Raw genomic sequence first — 16,571 nt, forward strand, 5'->3', positions numbered from 1 at the left:
GATTCGGCCAAAACTGCGCCGGGTAATCACATCAGTAGAACTTGTACTTCAGGTTGAGCGCCAAGGAGCGGCCACGGCCGTCTGCCACGCGCGGGTCCCAGCCGGCGCCCACTACCTCATCCACATTGTGGGCGGTGAACGGCGGGTCGGTGTCGAACAGGTTGTGGATGCCGGCCGTGATGGTGGCGTTCTTCAAGCCCGTGTATGTAGCTGAGATGCCGAAGACGCTGTAGTGCTTGATCTTCGGGTCGAAACCGGCGGGTGGCGTGCCTTTACCGCCGTTTGGCAACTGGTCGGCGTAGTGCGACGCGAACTTGTTGTTGAACAGTACACTCCAGTCGCCGCGCGAGACCGTCAGGCCGGCATGATGCTTCCAGCGCAAATAGACGTCGCGGGTGGCGAACTGGCCGACTTGTTCGACGAACGGCTGGCCTTCGAACTCGGCGAATTTGAAGGACTGCATCCAGGTGCCGTCCAGGGTGGCGCTGGTCTTGTAGCCGCCTACTTTGCCATCATGGCGCAAGCCAATGTCGAGGCCGCGGGTTTTCAGTCCGGCAGCGTTAATCCAGCCCGCTTCCACATGGTCGATCACACCGGTCTGCGGATTGCGGATGATGTACTCGTTCAGGTACTGCCAGTTCCTCAGCACCACTTGCGGCGTGCGGTTGAGAATGCGGTCCGTGACGTTGATGGCCCAGTAGTCGAACGAGGCGGTAAAGCCGGCGAAGGGCGCCACCACCATGCCCAGCGTACCCTGCTTGGACGTTTCAGGCTTCAGGCGCGGATTGCCGCCGGAGTAGTAGTTCAGGCGCGGAATGGCGCAGAAAGCCGGGTCGCCCGGATGGCTGGCGCAGCCTTCCTGATCGATAACACCATTCGGCAACTCGCCCAGCAGGCGACCCGAGTAGAGCTGGGTGAAGCTCGGCGCCAGGAAGCCTTCCGAGGCGGAGCCGCGGAACATCAGGTTCTGCGATGGCTGCCAGCGGAACGACAGCTTCGGGTTGGTGGTGGAGCCGAAGACCGAATAATGGTCGCGGCGTACGGCCAGTTGCACTTCCAGGTCTTTGATCAACGGGACAATCATCTCGGCGTACACGGCCTTGACATTGCGGCTGACCCGGTTCTGGTTGGCATTGCCGGGCGCCAACAGGATTCTGGTAGCGTCCACGTCCTGCGCGAACTCATAACTCTCCTTGCGCAGGTCGACACCGGCCGCCATCATCACCGCCCCGGCAGGAACTTGGAAGACCTCGCCCGAGAGCGCGCCATCGAGCTGGGTCATGGTGGTTTTGCCGTGCTGCAGGCGGCCGCGGAACTTGGTCGATTCGATCAGGCGCATGGCTTCGTCGGTCTGGCTCTGGCCGGGCAGCAGCCATGGGTTGATCTTGCCGCTGCCGAGGGCCGAGTAGATCTGGCTGGTCCAGCCGTAGCCGTCGACCAGGTCGGTCTTGGTCGTGCTCTGCGCACGCGACAGGCCGACTTTGTAGTCGTATTTGCCGGCCAGCATGCCTTCCAGCCCGACCAGGCCACGCAGGTTTTCGGTGACGTTCTGCTGGGTCCGATTGCCCCATGGGGTCGAGCGCCATTTATAGATGATCGGCTTGGTCTTGTCGTACGTCGGGATGAACTGCGTCATGTCCAGGTAGTACGGCCCGTTGACCGGGTAGGCGGCGCCGTTGGCCAGGCTGGTCGAGATCTGCACCGGGGTCAATTCGGCAGTCGCCCTGGTGCGCGAGCCCAGCAACTCGGCATACAGCTTGTGCTCCGGACCCAGTTGGAAAGTCGCGCGCGATACGGCGTTGCTGCGCTCAACCGGGAAGCTGATCACATAATCGGCGCCGTAGTCGTAGGCGCAGGAATACCGGGTGCGGGCCGGCGCGGTGATGTCCTTCCACAGCTCGGTCTGGTATTGCGACATGCCGGGAATGCCGCCGCAATTGCCCTGGAAGCTCAGCGGGCTGGCTTGCAGGTAAGTGGTGCTGTCGCCGGGGACCATGAAGCCGGTGCCCAGTGCGGTGCCGGCGCCGGTCAGGAAATTGGCGTAGGGGGTACCGGTGGTGTCCGGCGACAGGCCGCGTTCCGGCTGGAAGCCATTGGCAAAATCGCGCTGCCGCGAGGACAGTTTGTCGTCAATGTCATGCGTCACGCTGGCCATCACGTTCCAGCCTTGCTCGGCCAGGCTGCCGACGCCGCCCAGCAGCGAATAGCGGCGCTGCATGCCGCCGCCCGCTTCGGTGGCGTTATAACTGACGCTCGCCTCGACGCCGGTGTAATCGGTGCGCAGGATGAAGTTGACCACGCCGCCAATGGCGTCGGTGCCGTAGATGGCGGACGCGCCATCCTTGAGGATTTCCACGCGCTGGATGGCGCCCAGCGGAATCGAGTTCAGGTCGACTGCCTTGCCGGAGGCGCCGTGGTTGCCGACGCGTCGTCCATTCAGCAGCACCAGGGTTGCGTTCGGGCCCAGGCCGCGCAGGGAAGCGAAGGAGGCGCCACCGGAGACGCGGTCGGCATCGGCGCCAAACACGTTATTGCCGGAAGTCATATTGTCAGCGCCCGTGCCGTTGGCGGAAATGCTGCGCAAGAGGTCTTGGGTATTGGTGATGCCGGCTTTCTGGATGGCGTCGAAGGTGATGACCTGTACCGGGAGGGCACCTTCGGCTGCCACCCGCTTGATGCTGGAACCCGTGATCTCCACACGCTGCATGGGCTGGGCATCTTGTTGTGCCAATGCCGGACTGACTACCCCGATCAGCGCAATCGTGTGCGCCAGCTTCTTAATCTTCACATGCCTCTCCCAGACAGTTTTCTTGCAGAGTAGCGCTATGAAAAACTTGTCATCCAATGAAAATTACTATTGTGTCTATAACCTAATGTAATGCCGTGGTCACATTGCTTTTGGTTCAATGTCCAGATAGCGCCAGTTGGTCAGCTCGACCGGGTGGCGGTTGTAGTTTTTAAGCCACGGTTGCTGGATATCGGCCGAAATCGGGTGGATCAGCAATACCCAAGGGTTATAGGCGTGGATTAACTGGTTCAACTCGCGGTACAGGACGTTGCGTTCCGGACCATCGCTGAGCTGGCGCGCTTTCTCGTAGCGGCTGTTGTAGCCGGGCAGGTTGAAGCGGGCGTAATTGGCACGGCCGCTGTTGGGCCCCCAGAGCAGCTGGAAGAAGTTGTCGCCGTCCGGGAAATCGGCAATCCAGTTGGTTTCGAACATCTGCACCTTGCCGACGCGGCTGGCCTTGATGATCTCGGTCTTCTTGTCGGTCTTGAAGCTGACCCGGATACCCAGGGCATTCAGGTTTTTGCGCCACAGCTCGTCACGCAGGCGGCCCACCATGGTCGGCTCGCTATGCATCACCAGCGCCAGCGGCTGGCCATTGGGCAGGGTGCGAAAACCGTCCTTGCCGAGCTTATAGCCAAAGCGGTCGAGCAAGGCCCTCGCCAGCCTCGGGTTGTAGCTGACCGGGCTGCGGTAGGCCGGGTCGTAGCCCAGCACGTTTGGCGGCAGCGGGCTCTGGGCAGGGATGGCCAAGCCTTTCTTCAGCAGCGAGATGTCCTCCGGGCTGTTATAACCCAGTGCGATGGCGCGGCGCAGGGCGACCTTTTCCTTGCTGTAGCCGCCGATCACCGGGTCGTCCATGTTCATCCACATGTAATAGGTCTGCAGCACCGGGAAGGGAGACAGCACCATGCCGCGCGCCGCCAGGTCCTTTTTCAGCACCGGCTTGGACGAGGTTGGGTCGAGCACCATGTCGCGCATCGATTCGGGCACCTGTTCGATGTAGTCAAACTCGCCGTTCAGGAAGCCCAGCACGCGGGACTGGTACTCCTCCATGATCTTGACTTCGACTTTGTCGACGATCGGCAATCGCTTGCCTTGCCAGACCTGGTGGTAGCCCTTGTTGGCGGCCAGAGTGATCTTGTCGCTGCGCTTCCATTCTTCGATGACGAAGGGGCCGCTGCCCACGGGATGGTTGCCGACCTGGCTGCCGTAGGCGCTGGTCACCTCTTTCGCCACCGCGCCGGTGGCCGGCAGGGCGAAATAGAACAGCAGGCTGGGGTCGGGCTCCTTCAGGGTCAGGCGCAGGGTGTATTTGTCCACGGCACGCAAGTCGGCCAGTTTGCCTTCGAACATGAAGGACCAGGGCGACTTGAGCGCGGGATCGAGTAGGCGCTCGATAGCGAATTGATAATCATCCGCCGTAACTTCGCGCTTCTTTCCCTTAAAGGCAGGATCGTCGCTGAAGAACATGCCTGGCTTCAGGTGAAAGGTCCAGACCTTGCCGCTGGCGTCGCTGGTCGGCATTTCGCGCAGGCTGCTGGGGACCAGCTTGACCGGGCGCGCCTCGTAGTCATAACGCAGCATCGGCTCGAACAGGTTTTCCAGGAGGCTCAGGCTGGCCAGGTCGGAGGCGACGGCGGGGTCGAGCCCGGTTTCGCCCGTCGACAGGAAGGCGTGCAGGACTTTGTCGGCAGCCAGCGCCGCCGGAGCGGCAGCGGCCAGGGTCAGGGCGGCGGCGAAAGCGCGAAGGTTTTTCATGCGGCGGAGCATATGCCAGTGTGTGGCGATACGCCAGCTTATAACTTTTTTATATGTGCGCAGCGCATACTTTCATCCGCTGGCCCTATACTTTCGCTGCAAAATCGGTCATCCCACTACAAGAAGTACGTCCATGTCCCTTAATTACATCTGGTCCGGGTTTTTCCTCGTAGGCTTCGCCGCCGCCATCATCCAATGGCTGTTCCTGGGCGATACGGAAATCTTCAAGAAGATCATCGACGGCACGTTCGAATCCGCCAAGATGGGCGTGATGGATATCGCGCTGCCGCTGGCCGGGGTCATGACCTTGTGGCTAGGGATCATGAACGTGGGCGAAAAGGCCGGGGCCATCGGCTGGCTGGCGAAAATCATCTCCCCATTCTTCTCGCGCATCTTCCCGGAGGTGCCGAAAGACCATCCGGCCACCGGCCACATGGTAATGAACTTTTCGGCCAACCTGCTGGGCCTCGACAACGCCGCCACCCCGTTCGGCCTGAAGGCGATGGAAAGCCTGCAGACCCTGAACCCGAACAAGGACACGGCCAGCAACGCCCAGATCATGTTCCTGGTGCTGCACACCTCCGGCCTGACCCTGATTCCGCTGGCGATCATGGCGCAGCGCGCCATTCTCGGCGCCGCCGATCCCTCCGATATTTTCATTCCCTGCCTGATCGCCACCTACGCCGCGACCATGACCGGCATCATCGCGGTCGGCATCCGCCAGCGCCTGAACCTGTTCGATCCCGTGCTGCTGGGTTGGATCGGCGGCATGACGGCGGCCATCGCGGCGCTGATTTGGTATTTCACCGCTTTCCTGACGCGCGAACAGATCGAAGTGGTGTCGAAAGTGGCATCGAACCTGATCCTGATTTCCATCATCGCCGCCTTCATCATCGGCGCCCTGATGAAGAAAGTGAACGTGTATGAAGCCTTCATTGAAGGCGCGAAAGGCGGGATCCAGACTTCGCTGACGGTGATTCCTTACCTGGTCGGCATGCTGGTGGCGATCAGCGTGCTGCGCAATGCGGGCGTGTTCGGGCTGGTGATGGATGGCTTCAATTGGCTCTTCAATGCATTGGGCCTGCGCACCGACTTCGTCCCTGCGCTGCCGACCGCGCTGATGAAGCCTTTCAGCGGTTCCGGCTCGCGCGCCATGATGATCGATGCGATGACAACCTACGGCCCGGATTCCTTCGTCGGCCGCCTGGCCTGCATCTTCCAGGGTTCGGCGGATACCACTTTCTACATCGTGGCGCTGTACTTCGGCTCGGTCGGCATCCGCAAGACACGCTACGCGATTTCCGCCGGCCTGATTGCGGATCTCGCGGGGGTCCTGACCGCGATTGCTGTAGCCTACGTCTTTTTCGGTTAAGGACTCAACGATGCGCCGTATGCTTCTCGCGACCCTGTTCGCTGCTTTCGGCACGGCTGCCTGCGCGGCGCTGCCGGAACCGATCGCCGTTCTCGCTGCGGAAAAGGGCATCCCGCAAACTGCCATCGGCGCAGTCGTACTGCGCGGCGACCAGGTGCTGGTTTCGCACGAAGCCGCGCGCACGTTCACCGCTGCTTCGACCATGAAGCTGTTCACCACCCTGGTGGGCCTGGAAGTGCTCGGCCCGCAGTTCCGCGGCCGCACGGAGTTGCGTACCGCCGGCAATGCGGTGGACGGTGTGCTGCACGGCGACCTGGTGCTGCGCGGCGGTGCCGACGGCGACTTCACCGCCGATGCCTTCACCCACATGCTGGAAAAGCTGCGCACCAGGGGCATCCGCCAGATCGACGGCAACCTGGTGCTGGACCGTCAGCTCTGGCAACCCGCCCGTGCCGATGCCGGCGCGCCGCCGTTCGATGAATCGCCCGAGGCCTACTACAACCTGATTCCCGATGCGCTGCTGCTCAACATGAACCTGCAGACGCTCGATATCAGCGCGGACGCGAGATCAATCAAGGCCAGCGTCCTGCCTGAGCTGGACAAAGTGCGCGTGCGTTCAGAGTTGACGCTGGTCGACCGCGACTGCGCCAGATGGGAGGACGGCTGGAAGATCCCAGAGTACGTACGCGAGGGCTCGCACCTGACCGTGGTGCTGAAAGGCACCTTCCCCCGCAACTGCAGCAAGACCAATGTGATCAACATACTGGACCGCACGGATTACGCCGAGCGGCTGTTCCGTGCGACGTGGGAGCGTCTTGGCGGCCAGTTCAACGGCCAGGCGTTCGAAGCCTCCGCCGAGCAGTCGCGCGCCTTCAGCAGCGGTGCATCAACGCTGCTGGCCGAGCATGTCAGCCGCTCGCTGCCCGAGATGATCCGCGACACGAACAAGCTCTCCGACAACGGTCTGGCGCGCACGATCTTCCTGAGCCTGGGCAGCCTGCAGGCCGACCCTGTGCAAGGCAGCCGTCCCCTGCCCGATGCGGCGCCGATGGAAGTCCCGGGCGGCGCGGAGGCAGCGCCAGCACCGATGAGCACCAACGCCCGCGCGGAAATGGTGATCCGCAACTGGCTGCGCGCCCGTGGCATCGACGATGCCGGCATGGTGTTCGAAAATGGCTCCGGCCTGTCGCGCATCGAGCGCTTCAGCCCCGAACAGATGGCTGGCTTGCTGAAAGCGGGGCAACAGTCGCTGTGGGCTCCGGAGTTTCTCACCAGCCTGCCCATTGCCGCCATTGACGGCACCATGAGGCGCCAGTTGAAGGATAGCCCCGCCGCCATGCGAGCACGCGTGAAGACAGGAAGCCTCAAGAATGTCACCGCAATCGCCGGCTACGTCCCGGACGCCAATGGCCAGCAATGCATTGTGGTCGTCATGGTCAACCATGACCGCGCCGGCAATGGTAATGGCCGCGCCATCGTAAACGGGATGATCGACTGGGTTGCACGCATCGGAGGACAGCAGTAATGGCACGGCAAAGTAAAGGCGTTTCTACCGCAATTCTGGGGATGGTCGTCGCGGTCGCGGCATATTGGTACTGGTCGCCGCTGCTCGTTGTTCGCCAGATGAAGGAAGCGGTACGCGTGCATGACGTGGAAGCTTTCAATAGCCACGTCGATTTCCCGGCGCTGCGCGAAAACATGAAGGATGGCATAGCCGGCAAGCCGAGCGACGATGTGTTCAGTGGCTTTGGGCGGCTGCTTGGCGGCGTTGTGGTGGACGCGCTGGTGCGACCGGAGGCGGTGATGTTTGTGCTGGAGCATGGCGACTTCGCGAAGAAGCGCGATGGGCGTCAGGAAGACCGCGGCGCGCGCGAGTCCGGGCGCGAAACCGGCGAAGAGCCGTCGTCCGGCGAGGCGAAGCCGAAGTGGGTGGCCGAGCGCGAAGGCGTCAACCGCTACATCGTCCGCAACGACAAGATCGCGCTGGTCTTTGTCCGCAATGGCTTTGCGGACTGGAAGCTGTCCGAGCTCCGCTTATGATGCACGCAGCACCTTGCGCGTCGCCCAAACGATCGGAAGGCCGAACAGGAAGATATGCGACATGAGGTCCATGCCCCATGAGAAGGCGTTGAACGTCACCGGACGCGGAAACGCCGACAGCGGCAGTACTACCAGCCGCATCGCGAGAAACACCAGCAGGCCGTAGCCGACCGCCGCCGGCAGCGGCTTGCGCGCCAGCGCAGGCATGCGGCAGGCCGCGAAGAAAAAGGTCGCCATCCACGCAAAACTCAGGGCGAAATGGCATGCCAGGCCGAATGCGGCGGCAGGTGCGCCGCCGGTGAAGGCCGCCTTTCCCAGCGCGCCGCTCGCCACCACTTGCAGCAGCCGTTCCGGCGGCATGCCGTGATAGCCGGCGAAGCCAATCGCAAACAGGATGTCCAGCAAACCGGCCAGCGCGCCGCCAGTCAGGATTGCTCGTGTGGCAGACCAGGGCTGCTGCATGGCGGGTGTCTCCTTATAAGACTTTCGTGTAATCACGGCGCACCAGTACGCGGTCGCCGCAGTCGAAATGCCACCATTCGCTGTTGATGCCTGCGAAGCCTGCCTGGAGCATCGCATCGCGCAGCAGCTGGCGGTTGGCGACCTGCGCGGCGCTCAGCTCGCCGCTGGCGAGGTGCCGCGCTTCGAGAACGGGATGGGACATTTCCGTCATGTCGTCGAAGTCCGTTCCCATGTCGAGCTCCTGTCCGGATGGATCGAGGATCGTGATGTCGACTGCCATGCCGAAGGAATGGATCGAGCCGCGTTCCGGCGGCGCCAGGTACATCTGCAAGCTGGTGCCGGCCAGTGCATCCCACAGCTGTTCCTGCACCCGGTGCGGGCGCAGGGCATCGAGCAGCAGCGGCGTGTGGCCGGGCGCCCTTCGTGCCATGTAGCCCACAACGCGCTCGATGGCGGCAGCCGCCTCGCGGTGCAGCCAGGCGCAGTCGAGCGGCGAATACAGGTCCCGGCCGACGAAGTTGTCCACACCGGCGTAACGCAGGTCTATAGCGATACCGGCGATGGTGTGCAGGTGGCGGAAATCCGGATTGCCGGGAACGTCTTCGCTGCGGATGGTGTGGCTCATTGCTGTCCTTGTTCGAGACAGGCACGCGCCATGCCGGCGATGGAACGGGCCAGTTGGCGGGCGCCGTGCGACAGCGGCGCGTGGCTGTTCGTCAGCAGGAATAGGTGGATCGGAATGGCCGGCGCCCATTGGCGCTTCTGGACTTTGGCCGGGTCGGCCGAAGCGGCCGTAAACGGGTCGACCACGGCCAGTCCAGCGCCGGCTTCCACCAGCGAGCGGGCAATCTGGTACGTCTGCACCGTGGTACGGAAGTTGGGCTGCATGCCCTGCGCCTCGCAGGCAGCCACGATCATCTCGCCCAGCGGATCGTTGTCGGCATGTCCGATCAGTTCACCGCTCAGGCCTTCCGCCGTCAGCGGCAAGCCGGCTTCGTCACAGCCCCAGGTGCCGGCCGGTGCGATCACCGTCATCACGCCTTGCGCGATCGGCTCGGCGACGATGCCGGGGTGGCGCGGGTCCTGCAGCGACAGCGCCATGTCCGCTTCGCCCAGGCGCAGCGTGTTGACGATCTCGGAGGTGTGGTGGGTGGCCAGTTCGCAGCGGGTGTCGGGGAATTCCTTGCGCCACTCGCGCATTGCCTGCGGCAGCACGCTGATGGCGATGGTCGGCGTCGACACCAGCCGCACGGTTTCGACGGCGCGGCCTTTCAGGCTGGCTGCCAGGCGACGGATGCCCTGCAGGTCGCGGTGCAGTTTCTCGGTTTCGGCAAACAGGCGGTGCGCTTCCGGCTTCGGGTACAGCTTGCCGCGCACGCGTTCGAACAGCGGCATGCCCAGTTGCAGTTCGGCGTGCTGCAGCACCTTGGTCACGGCCGGCTGCGAGATATGCAGCACCTGGGCCGCGCCGCTGATGGTGCCGACCTGCATGATGGCGTGGAAAACTTCGATGTGGCGCAGCCGCATGGTCCTGGTTCCTCTTCCTCGGCGCTGCAGTCCCTCGCCCGCAGCATGTTGGCAGGATAGGGGAAAGCCGGCGGCCGTGCAAACCGCCTTACTGTTTGGGCTTGGGCGCGGTCAGCACGTCGAGGATGGCGGCGGATTCGGCGTCCGGCACGCCGTCCCATTTGCTGTTGCGGTACTTGGCCTGGAAGGTCACCAGCACATTGTGGGTTTCCGGATCCAGCAGGCCGGTCTGCGGCGTGGCGTAGCCGTGCAGGGCCAGCTTTTGCTGGAACCAGGCGATGTCCGGCAGCTGGGCCTCGTATTGCGGGCGCGCGGCAGCCACGGCGTTGGCATCCGGCCAGGCGATCAGGCCTTCGTCGGCCAGGCGCTTCCACGGGAACAAGGGGCCCGGGTCCTGCTTGCGCTGCGGTGCGATGTCGGCGTGGCCGAGGAAGTTTTCCGGCGCGATCTGGTGGCGCTCCTTGATCTGCTTGAGCAGGGCAACCAGCTGGTCCATCTGGCGGTCGGTGAAGCCGTACCAGTGGCGGCCGTCGGGCATGTCCTTGAAGCCGGGGTTGACGATTTCGATGCCGATCGAGCTGTGGTTGAGCGCCGTGTAGTTTTTCCAGCTGCTCAGGCCGGCGTGCCAGGCGGCGCGGTTTTCGTCGACCAGGGCGTAGACCCGCGGCTCATTCTCGTCGGTTACGAGGTAGTGGGCACTCACCTCCTTTTCGGTCAGCAGTTTGATCGACAGCGGCAGGTCGGCCACGGTGTAGTGGAGCACCACAAAGCGCACGCGGCTGCTCTGCCCCTTGGACGTCAGCGAATGGTCGATGTTCGGCAGCGGAGCAGCGCAACCGGTGAGCAGGACGATCAGGGAAGCAAGCAGCAGTTTTTTCATAGTTTCCTTAGTTGCGGGGCCGGGCGGCCATCCTGGCAGCGGCATGATGCGGCCTGGCCGTGCGTTTTTGCAAATGGAAGCCGGGCGGCAAGTCGGCGCGCATGGCTTCGAATATCAGGGGGTGCAGTTCGGCGGCGCGCCCGGACAGGACAATGGGCCGCTCGCCAAAGCGCGTGACCAGCGCCAATGCCAGCCTGGCCAGTTCGCGCCCGGCCTGCAGCAGGATGTGGCGGGCAGCCGGGTCGGCGCCGGCGCTCATGGCAACGGCCAGCGCCAGCTTGCCGATGGCGCCGCGCTCCTGGGTGTACATGAAATTGCGCGAGAAGGTCCAGTCGCTGCCGCCAACATGATCGAACACCGCATGAGCCATCGGCGACTCTTCCCAGGCGCCGGGCTGCTCGTCCTCGCCGCGCCAGATGCGGCGCATTGCTTCGCGGGCGATCCAGAAACCGCCGCCGGCATCGTCCAGCATGACGCCGCGGCCGCCGGCCCGGTGGAATTCGCCCTGTTCGTCGATAAAGGCGGCAATCGAACCGGTGCCGGCGTACACCAGGTAGCCCTGGCCGGGCTCAAAAGCGTCCAGGTAGGCCACTTCGATATCGTTGCAGAGGGTAATGGCGTCCAGGCGCACGCCGAGCAGGCTGGACAGCCAGTCCAGCAGCACATTGCCGTCGCCGCCGAATCCGGTCAACCCGGCGCAGACGCGCAGCGGCTTGCCGGCTTCCAGCACCTCCTGCGCCAGTTGGCTGAAGGTCGCATGGACCAGTTCGCGCCCGGCCGGCTTGGCCATCATCAGGGCGGACAGTCCGGCGACCGTGCCTTCGGCCACGATCTCGCCTGCCGGGTCGGCCAGCGCCCAGCGTGTTTCCGTGCCGCCAGCATCGATTCCCAGCCCTAAGGTACGATCGGTGTCAGGTTTGCCCATGATCTGTCGAGTGTACGTTGAATCGCTGACATCTTTGCATGAAAGCGTGTTCGACACTCATTCCAAAAAGTTATAAGGCAGCGGAAACTCGTGGACTTTCGTTACCTAAGCAATCGACCGCCGACACCACCACGCTACGGGCGGGCACGCCGTTATCGTCGGTCAGCACCACCTCGCTGCGGCCGGCGGGAACGACATTGAAACGCCACTCCTCGCCGTAGCGCGCCCAGATCGCATGATGGGTGGCACGGCCGGCGTTGGCCAAGGCGACTGCCAGGCCGCTGGCATGGCGCTTGACCGACACCATCGGCGCCGGTGGCGCTTCGCTGCCCAGCCAGGGAGAGGCGGGCACCAGGGCCGGTCCCTGGTAGCTGGTGGCTTTCAAATGGTCGCTCACGCCTTTACGGTTTTGCATCAGGGCCGCGATGCTGAAATGGATGTGGCCATTGGCATTTCCGCGGCTGCGCATGACGCCGACCTGCTGCACGATTTCGTCTGCGCTGAAGGACTTGCTGCTGTCGTCGATGCGGCTGGTGTACAGGCCGGGCCAGATATGGCGGCCGCGCTTGTTCTGCCCCAGCCAGTAATCGAGCAGCACGGGGAAGGCTTGCGGCTGCTGGGCAATTGGCCAGTAAAGCTGCGGGGCCAGGTAATCGAGCCAGCCGTTCTGCAGCCACAGTTCGGCATCGGCGTACAGCTTGTCGTACTGGCTGAAGCCCTGGATGCCGGGCGGGCGCCGGTCGGGGCGGCCGATGCCGAAGGGACTGATGCCGAAGCGCACCCAGGATTTTTCCTTGTGAATACCGGTGTAAATCGTTTCGATCAACTGGTTGACGTTCTGGCGGCGCCAGCTGGCGCGGTCCAGGGTGCCGCCGCCCTGCAGGTAACGCTGGTAGGGCGCGCTGTCGGGGAAGTCCAGCTCGGGCTTGCTGCCGTTCGATGGCGCATCCAGCGCCGCCTCGCCGCCGTTGGCGCCGGGTGCTTCGATCGGGTAAGGGTAGAAATAGTCGTCGATGTGGACGCCGTCGATGTCGTAACGGCGCACCACGTCCAGGATCACCTCCAGCGTTTGCTGGGCGGCCGCTTCCTCGCCCGGGTCCATCCACTGGAATTTGCCGTACTGGCGCACCACCTGCGGCCTGGTGTTGGCGACATGTTCACGTGCGTTCGGCGTGCGGGCGGCGGAATGGCGGGCACGGTATGGGTTGAACCAGGCGTGCAGCTCCAGCCCGCGCGCATGCGCCTGCGTGATCCAGAACGCCAGCGGGTCCCAGGCCGGTTCAGGGGCCTTGCCCTGCTGGCCGGTCAGGAATTCGGACCACGGTTCAATCCGGGACGGGTAAATGGCATCGGCGCTGGGGCGCACCTGCAGCACGATGGCGTTCAGATGCAGCGACTTGGCGCGGTCGAGGATGGCGAGGGCTTCCGCCTGCTGGCGCGCCGGGGGCAGGTTGCTGCGGCTTGGCCAGTCGATATTGGCGACGGTCGACACCCAGGCGGCACGGAATTCGCGCGGTGCCGCAGGCGGCTGCTCGCCGGTAATGCGCTGCGGCACCGGTGCAGCAGCTGCGCCAGCGGCCGGCGGCGGCGGATTGCCGCCGCCGCCACCTGTGGGTGGCGCCGCAGCTTGGCCGGCGGCTGGCACGGTCGGCGTCGACGAACACGCCCCCATTAATGCGGCCACGCCGGCCGCGGCGGCGGCTATGGTGAGCCGCCTTTTCGCATTAAAAGCCAAAACCTTATCCTCACTTCAGCAGGAGACGTATTCTACCTATTCCCGGCCAAACTCCGGATCTATCTTGATCAGGGCGGTCATGATGAAGGCCGGTATGGTTGCCGTGCAGACATAAATAAAGAAGTGCTGGTAGCCTAGATATTCCTGGATCGCACCGCTGGCCATCTGCGGCAGCATCATGCCAAGTGCCATGAAGCCGGTGCAGATCGAGTAATGCGCCGTCTTATGCTCGCCCTGGCTGACCATGATCATGTACATCATGAACGAGGTGAAGCCGAGGCCATAGCCGAACTGCTCCACCGCCAGGCAAGCCGAGATCCAGGCGAAGTCCTGGGGCTGGGCCTGCGACAGGTAGACGAAAATGAGGTCGGGAATATGGATCGCAACCGCGAAAGGCCACAGGCAGCGCTTGAGGCCGAAGCGCCCGATCAGCCAGCCGCCCGCCAGGCCGCCGAGGATCAGGCCGATGATGCCGATCGTGCCATATGCGATCCCCACGTCCGCCGTGCTCATGCCAAGGCCGCCTTTTTCCAGCGGGTCCTTCAGGAAGGGCACCACCATCTTCAGCAACTGCGACTCGCCGAGGCGGAACAGCAGCAGGAACAGCAGGATGACGACAATGCCATCCTTGCGGAAGAAGGCAGCGAAGGTCGAGAAGAACTCCCGCATCGGCGCCGAGGAATGCTTGGCAGGCGCATCTTCCGCCGGCCTTGGCAGCACGAAGAAGTGGTAGATCGCCAGCGCCAGGAACACCGCCGCGGTCACACCGAAAGTGATCGCCCAGGCCATGTGCGGGTTGCCGTGATACTTGATGATTTCCCCCGCCAGGAACAGCAGGCCGCCATTGCAGGCCACGTTGGCCGCACGATAGAAAGTGCTGCGCACGCCGACGAACTCCGCCTGCTGCTTCTGGCGCAGGCCAAGCATGTAGAAGCCGTCCGCGGCGATATCGTGGGTGGCGGAGCTGAACGCCATCAGCCACATCACTCCCAGGCTAAGCTGGAAAAAATTCGATAGCGGCAGCGTGAACGCGACGGCGGCCAACGACACGCCCAGCACCATTTGCAGGATGGCGACCCATGAACGCTTGGTGCCGAACATTTCAATCAGGGGCGACCACAGCGGCTTGATCACCCACGGCAGATAAAGCCAGCCGGTGTAAAACGCCATTTCCGTGTTGGAGATGCCAAGGTCTTTGTACATGGCCGTGGACAAGGCCATGACCACAAAGTAGGGAATACCCTGGTTGAAATACAGTGTCGGGACCCAGCCCCAGGGGCTGCGTTGCTGCGCTCGATCCATTACGTCCTTTCTGATCGGCCGGAGACGAGCGCAGGGCGGATCAAATGGTAAGTGCGCCGCGCACGCTGCCCCTGGCCTGGTCCAGCAAGCCTGCCGCCTGTTGTACCGTGGTTTTCTTTAACAGGGCGACCACCGCCACCTTGACGTGGAAGCCGCACTGTTCCAGCGCTGTGCGGGCTGCCGCTTCATCGGCACCGGTGGCGTGCATGGTCAGCCGCACCGTGCGCGCGAACAGCTTCGCATTGGTCGGCTTCAAGTCTACCATCAAGTTTCCATAAACCTTGTTCAGGCGCACCATGATGGCGCTGGAAATCGTGTTCAGCACGATCTTTTGCGAAGTCCCCGCTTTCAGCCGCGTGCTGCCGGAGATAATCTCGTGGCCAGTGTCGAGGGTGATGCCGATTTCCGCTTCCTGCGTCACGGGCGAGCCGGGATTGTTGGCAATGCCGACGGTCAGGGCGCCCGAACTGCGCGCGGCCCGCACAGCACCCAGCACATAAGGCGTGGTACCGGATGCGGCCAGCGCCAGCACGACGTCATGCTGGCCCGGCTCCAAAGCCAGCAGATCGCGCGCGCCCTGTTCACGGTCATCTTCCGCTCCCTCCACCGCCCTGAACATGGCTTCCGTGCCGCCGGCGAGAATGGCAACGGCACGCTCGTACGGCCAGGAGAAGGTGGGATGGAGTTCGACGCTGTCGAGCACGCCGAGCCGGCCCGAAGTACCGGCGCCGATATACAGCAGGCGCCCGCCGGCTTCGATGCGGGGTACGGCGGCATCGACGGCCCGGGCGATAGCGGGGATAGCGGCGCGCACGGCTTGCACCGCATCGAGCTGGTCATCGGCAAAGGCAGCGACCAGCTGCTCGGTGGGATATTGGTCCAGCTCGCGATGCCGGGAACTGGGCGTTTCGGTCTTCAGCATAGATCGAGTGTAATGCCAAATCGCCGGGCCAGCCCATGACGGGACTTGCGGCAGCCATGCTCCCAGCTTATGCGGCCCGGCGCATTTCCGCCACGAAGTCGTAATGGTCGCTGCGGCAGTAGGAATGCGTGAGCTCGATCGCCTGGCCCGACTCAAGATAGGCGATGCGGGTAATAAACAATACGGCCTGGCCTTCCGGCACTTCAAGCTGGCGCGCCAGTTCAGCGGAAGCATTCATGGCGCGTATGTGCTGCAGCGCGCGGGCGGGTCCCTTGCCGACCGAGTCCAGGTATTGGTAAAGCGAATCGCCGATCAGCTCCGGATCGGGAACGATGGTTTGCGGCAGTACCGACACTTCATAGGCCATCACCACGTCATCGGCCAGGCGCAAGCGTTCCAGGCGCGCCACGCGGGTATTCGGCGACAAGCCCAGGCTAAGCTGTTCGTCGGCGCTGGCCGCGACAATCGCGCGCTTGAGCCAGCGCGAACCCGGCTTGTAGCCGCGCTGCGAGAGTTGTTCCGAGAAGCTGGTCAGGTTCGACAGCGGTTGTTCGATGCGCGGTGCGATGTAGTTGCCCGAACCGCGGCGGCGCACTACCAGGCCCTGGTCGACCAGCTGGTCGATGGCTTTGCGGGCGGTGACGCGCGAAACATTCAGCAATTCCGAGAGGGTCCGTTCGGAAGGAAGCGCCTGGTCAACCTGGTAGCGTCCGTTTCGAACATCGTCGCTCAACTTGCGGGCAATCTGCATGTACAGCGGCGAATTGTCTTGTTGATCTGGTTTGAATTCAACGCTGGTGAGGCTCATTACATTTCTCCTATAGCTGCTAGTGTAATAGCGAAAGAGAAATCACGCTGCT

14 protein-coding genes are annotated in these 16,571 nt (G+C 63.4%); 3 read left to right on the forward strand and 11 right to left on the reverse strand.

From position 1 onward, the window contains the following. Positions 1-31: 31 nt before the first annotated feature. Positions 32-2,788 carry a TonB-dependent receptor gene (locus ACWBU6_RS01085; protein WP_452647053.1) on the reverse strand — a complete coding sequence of 919 codons (2,757 nt, stop codon included), beginning with the start codon at positions 2,786-2,788 and terminating at the stop codon, positions 32-34. A 99-nt stretch (positions 2,789-2,887) separates the two neighbouring features. Further along, positions 2,888-4,546 carry an ABC transporter substrate-binding protein gene (locus ACWBU6_RS01090; RefSeq protein ID WP_452647054.1) on the reverse strand — a complete coding sequence of 553 codons (1,659 nt, stop codon included), beginning with the start codon at positions 4,544-4,546 and terminating at the stop codon, positions 2,888-2,890. 133 nt (positions 4,547-4,679) lie between these two features. On the opposite strand from ACWBU6_RS01090, the gene ACWBU6_RS01095 reads away from it, so the two are divergent. Genes ACWBU6_RS01095 through ACWBU6_RS01105 form a run of 3 tightly spaced genes read left to right on the forward strand, consistent with a single transcriptional unit; the run spans position 4,680 to position 7,958 of the window. Next, positions 4,680-5,918 carry a nucleoside recognition domain-containing protein gene (locus ACWBU6_RS01095; protein ID WP_452647055.1) on the forward strand — a complete coding sequence of 413 codons (1,239 nt, stop codon included), beginning with the start codon at positions 4,680-4,682 and terminating at the stop codon, positions 5,916-5,918. Positions 5,919-5,928: 10 nt separating this feature from the next. Next, complete coding sequence (gene dacB, locus ACWBU6_RS01100) at positions 5,929-7,443, forward strand: D-alanyl-D-alanine carboxypeptidase/D-alanyl-D-alanine endopeptidase (protein WP_452647056.1); 1,515 nt, start codon at positions 5,929-5,931, stop codon at positions 7,441-7,443. Continuing rightward, positions 7,443-7,958 carry a DUF2939 domain-containing protein gene (locus ACWBU6_RS01105; RefSeq protein ID WP_452647057.1) on the forward strand — a complete coding sequence of 172 codons (516 nt, stop codon included), beginning with the start codon at positions 7,443-7,445 and terminating at the stop codon, positions 7,956-7,958. The genes dacB and ACWBU6_RS01105 overlap by 1 nt, the downstream gene beginning before the upstream one ends. Here ACWBU6_RS01105 and ACWBU6_RS01110 read toward each other — a convergent pair. The 9 genes from ACWBU6_RS01110 to ACWBU6_RS01150 form a co-directional block, all read right to left on the reverse strand. Further along, positions 7,953-8,420 carry a hypothetical protein gene (locus tag ACWBU6_RS01110; RefSeq protein ID WP_452647058.1) on the reverse strand — a complete coding sequence of 156 codons (468 nt, stop codon included), beginning with the start codon at positions 8,418-8,420 and terminating at the stop codon, positions 7,953-7,955. The genes ACWBU6_RS01105 and ACWBU6_RS01110 overlap by 6 nt on opposite strands. A 13-nt stretch (positions 8,421-8,433) precedes the next feature. Beyond that, complete coding sequence (locus tag ACWBU6_RS01115) at positions 8,434-9,045, reverse strand: M15 family metallopeptidase (protein WP_452647059.1); 612 nt, start codon at positions 9,043-9,045, stop codon at positions 8,434-8,436. Next, on the reverse strand, positions 9,042-9,947 hold the full coding sequence (locus tag ACWBU6_RS01120; RefSeq protein ID WP_452647060.1) for a LysR family transcriptional regulator: 906 nt from the start codon (positions 9,945-9,947) through the stop codon (positions 9,042-9,044). The genes ACWBU6_RS01115 and ACWBU6_RS01120 overlap by 4 nt, the downstream gene beginning before the upstream one ends. An 88-nt stretch (positions 9,948-10,035) precedes the next feature. Continuing rightward, complete coding sequence (locus tag ACWBU6_RS01125) at positions 10,036-10,827, reverse strand: N-acetylmuramoyl-L-alanine amidase (protein ID WP_452647061.1); 792 nt, start codon at positions 10,825-10,827, stop codon at positions 10,036-10,038. A 7-nt stretch (positions 10,828-10,834) separates the two neighbouring features. After that, a complete protein-coding gene (locus ACWBU6_RS01130; protein ID WP_452647062.1) occupies positions 10,835-11,752 on the reverse strand; it encodes an N-acetylglucosamine kinase in 918 nt (305 codons plus the stop codon). Positions 11,753-11,822: 70 nt separating this feature from the next. Continuing rightward, on the reverse strand, positions 11,823-13,487 hold the full coding sequence (locus ACWBU6_RS01135) for a glycoside hydrolase family 10 protein (RefSeq protein ID WP_452647063.1): 1,665 nt from the start codon (positions 13,485-13,487) through the stop codon (positions 11,823-11,825). Positions 13,488-13,523: 36 nt separating this feature from the next. After that, positions 13,524-14,789, reverse strand: coding sequence for an MFS transporter (locus tag ACWBU6_RS01140; protein WP_452647064.1), 1,266 nt, complete (start codon positions 14,787-14,789; stop codon positions 13,524-13,526). A gap of 40 nt (positions 14,790-14,829) precedes the next feature. Then, complete coding sequence (gene murQ / locus ACWBU6_RS01145; protein WP_452647065.1) at positions 14,830-15,711, reverse strand: N-acetylmuramic acid 6-phosphate etherase; 882 nt, start codon at positions 15,709-15,711, stop codon at positions 14,830-14,832. A 67-nt stretch (positions 15,712-15,778) separates the two neighbouring features. After that, a complete protein-coding gene (locus tag ACWBU6_RS01150; RefSeq protein ID WP_452647066.1) occupies positions 15,779-16,519 on the reverse strand; it encodes a GntR family transcriptional regulator in 741 nt (246 codons plus the stop codon). Positions 16,520-16,571 lie beyond the last annotated feature (52 nt).

The sequence above is a fragment of the Pseudoduganella sp. HUAS MS19 genome, from assembly GCF_053615455.1.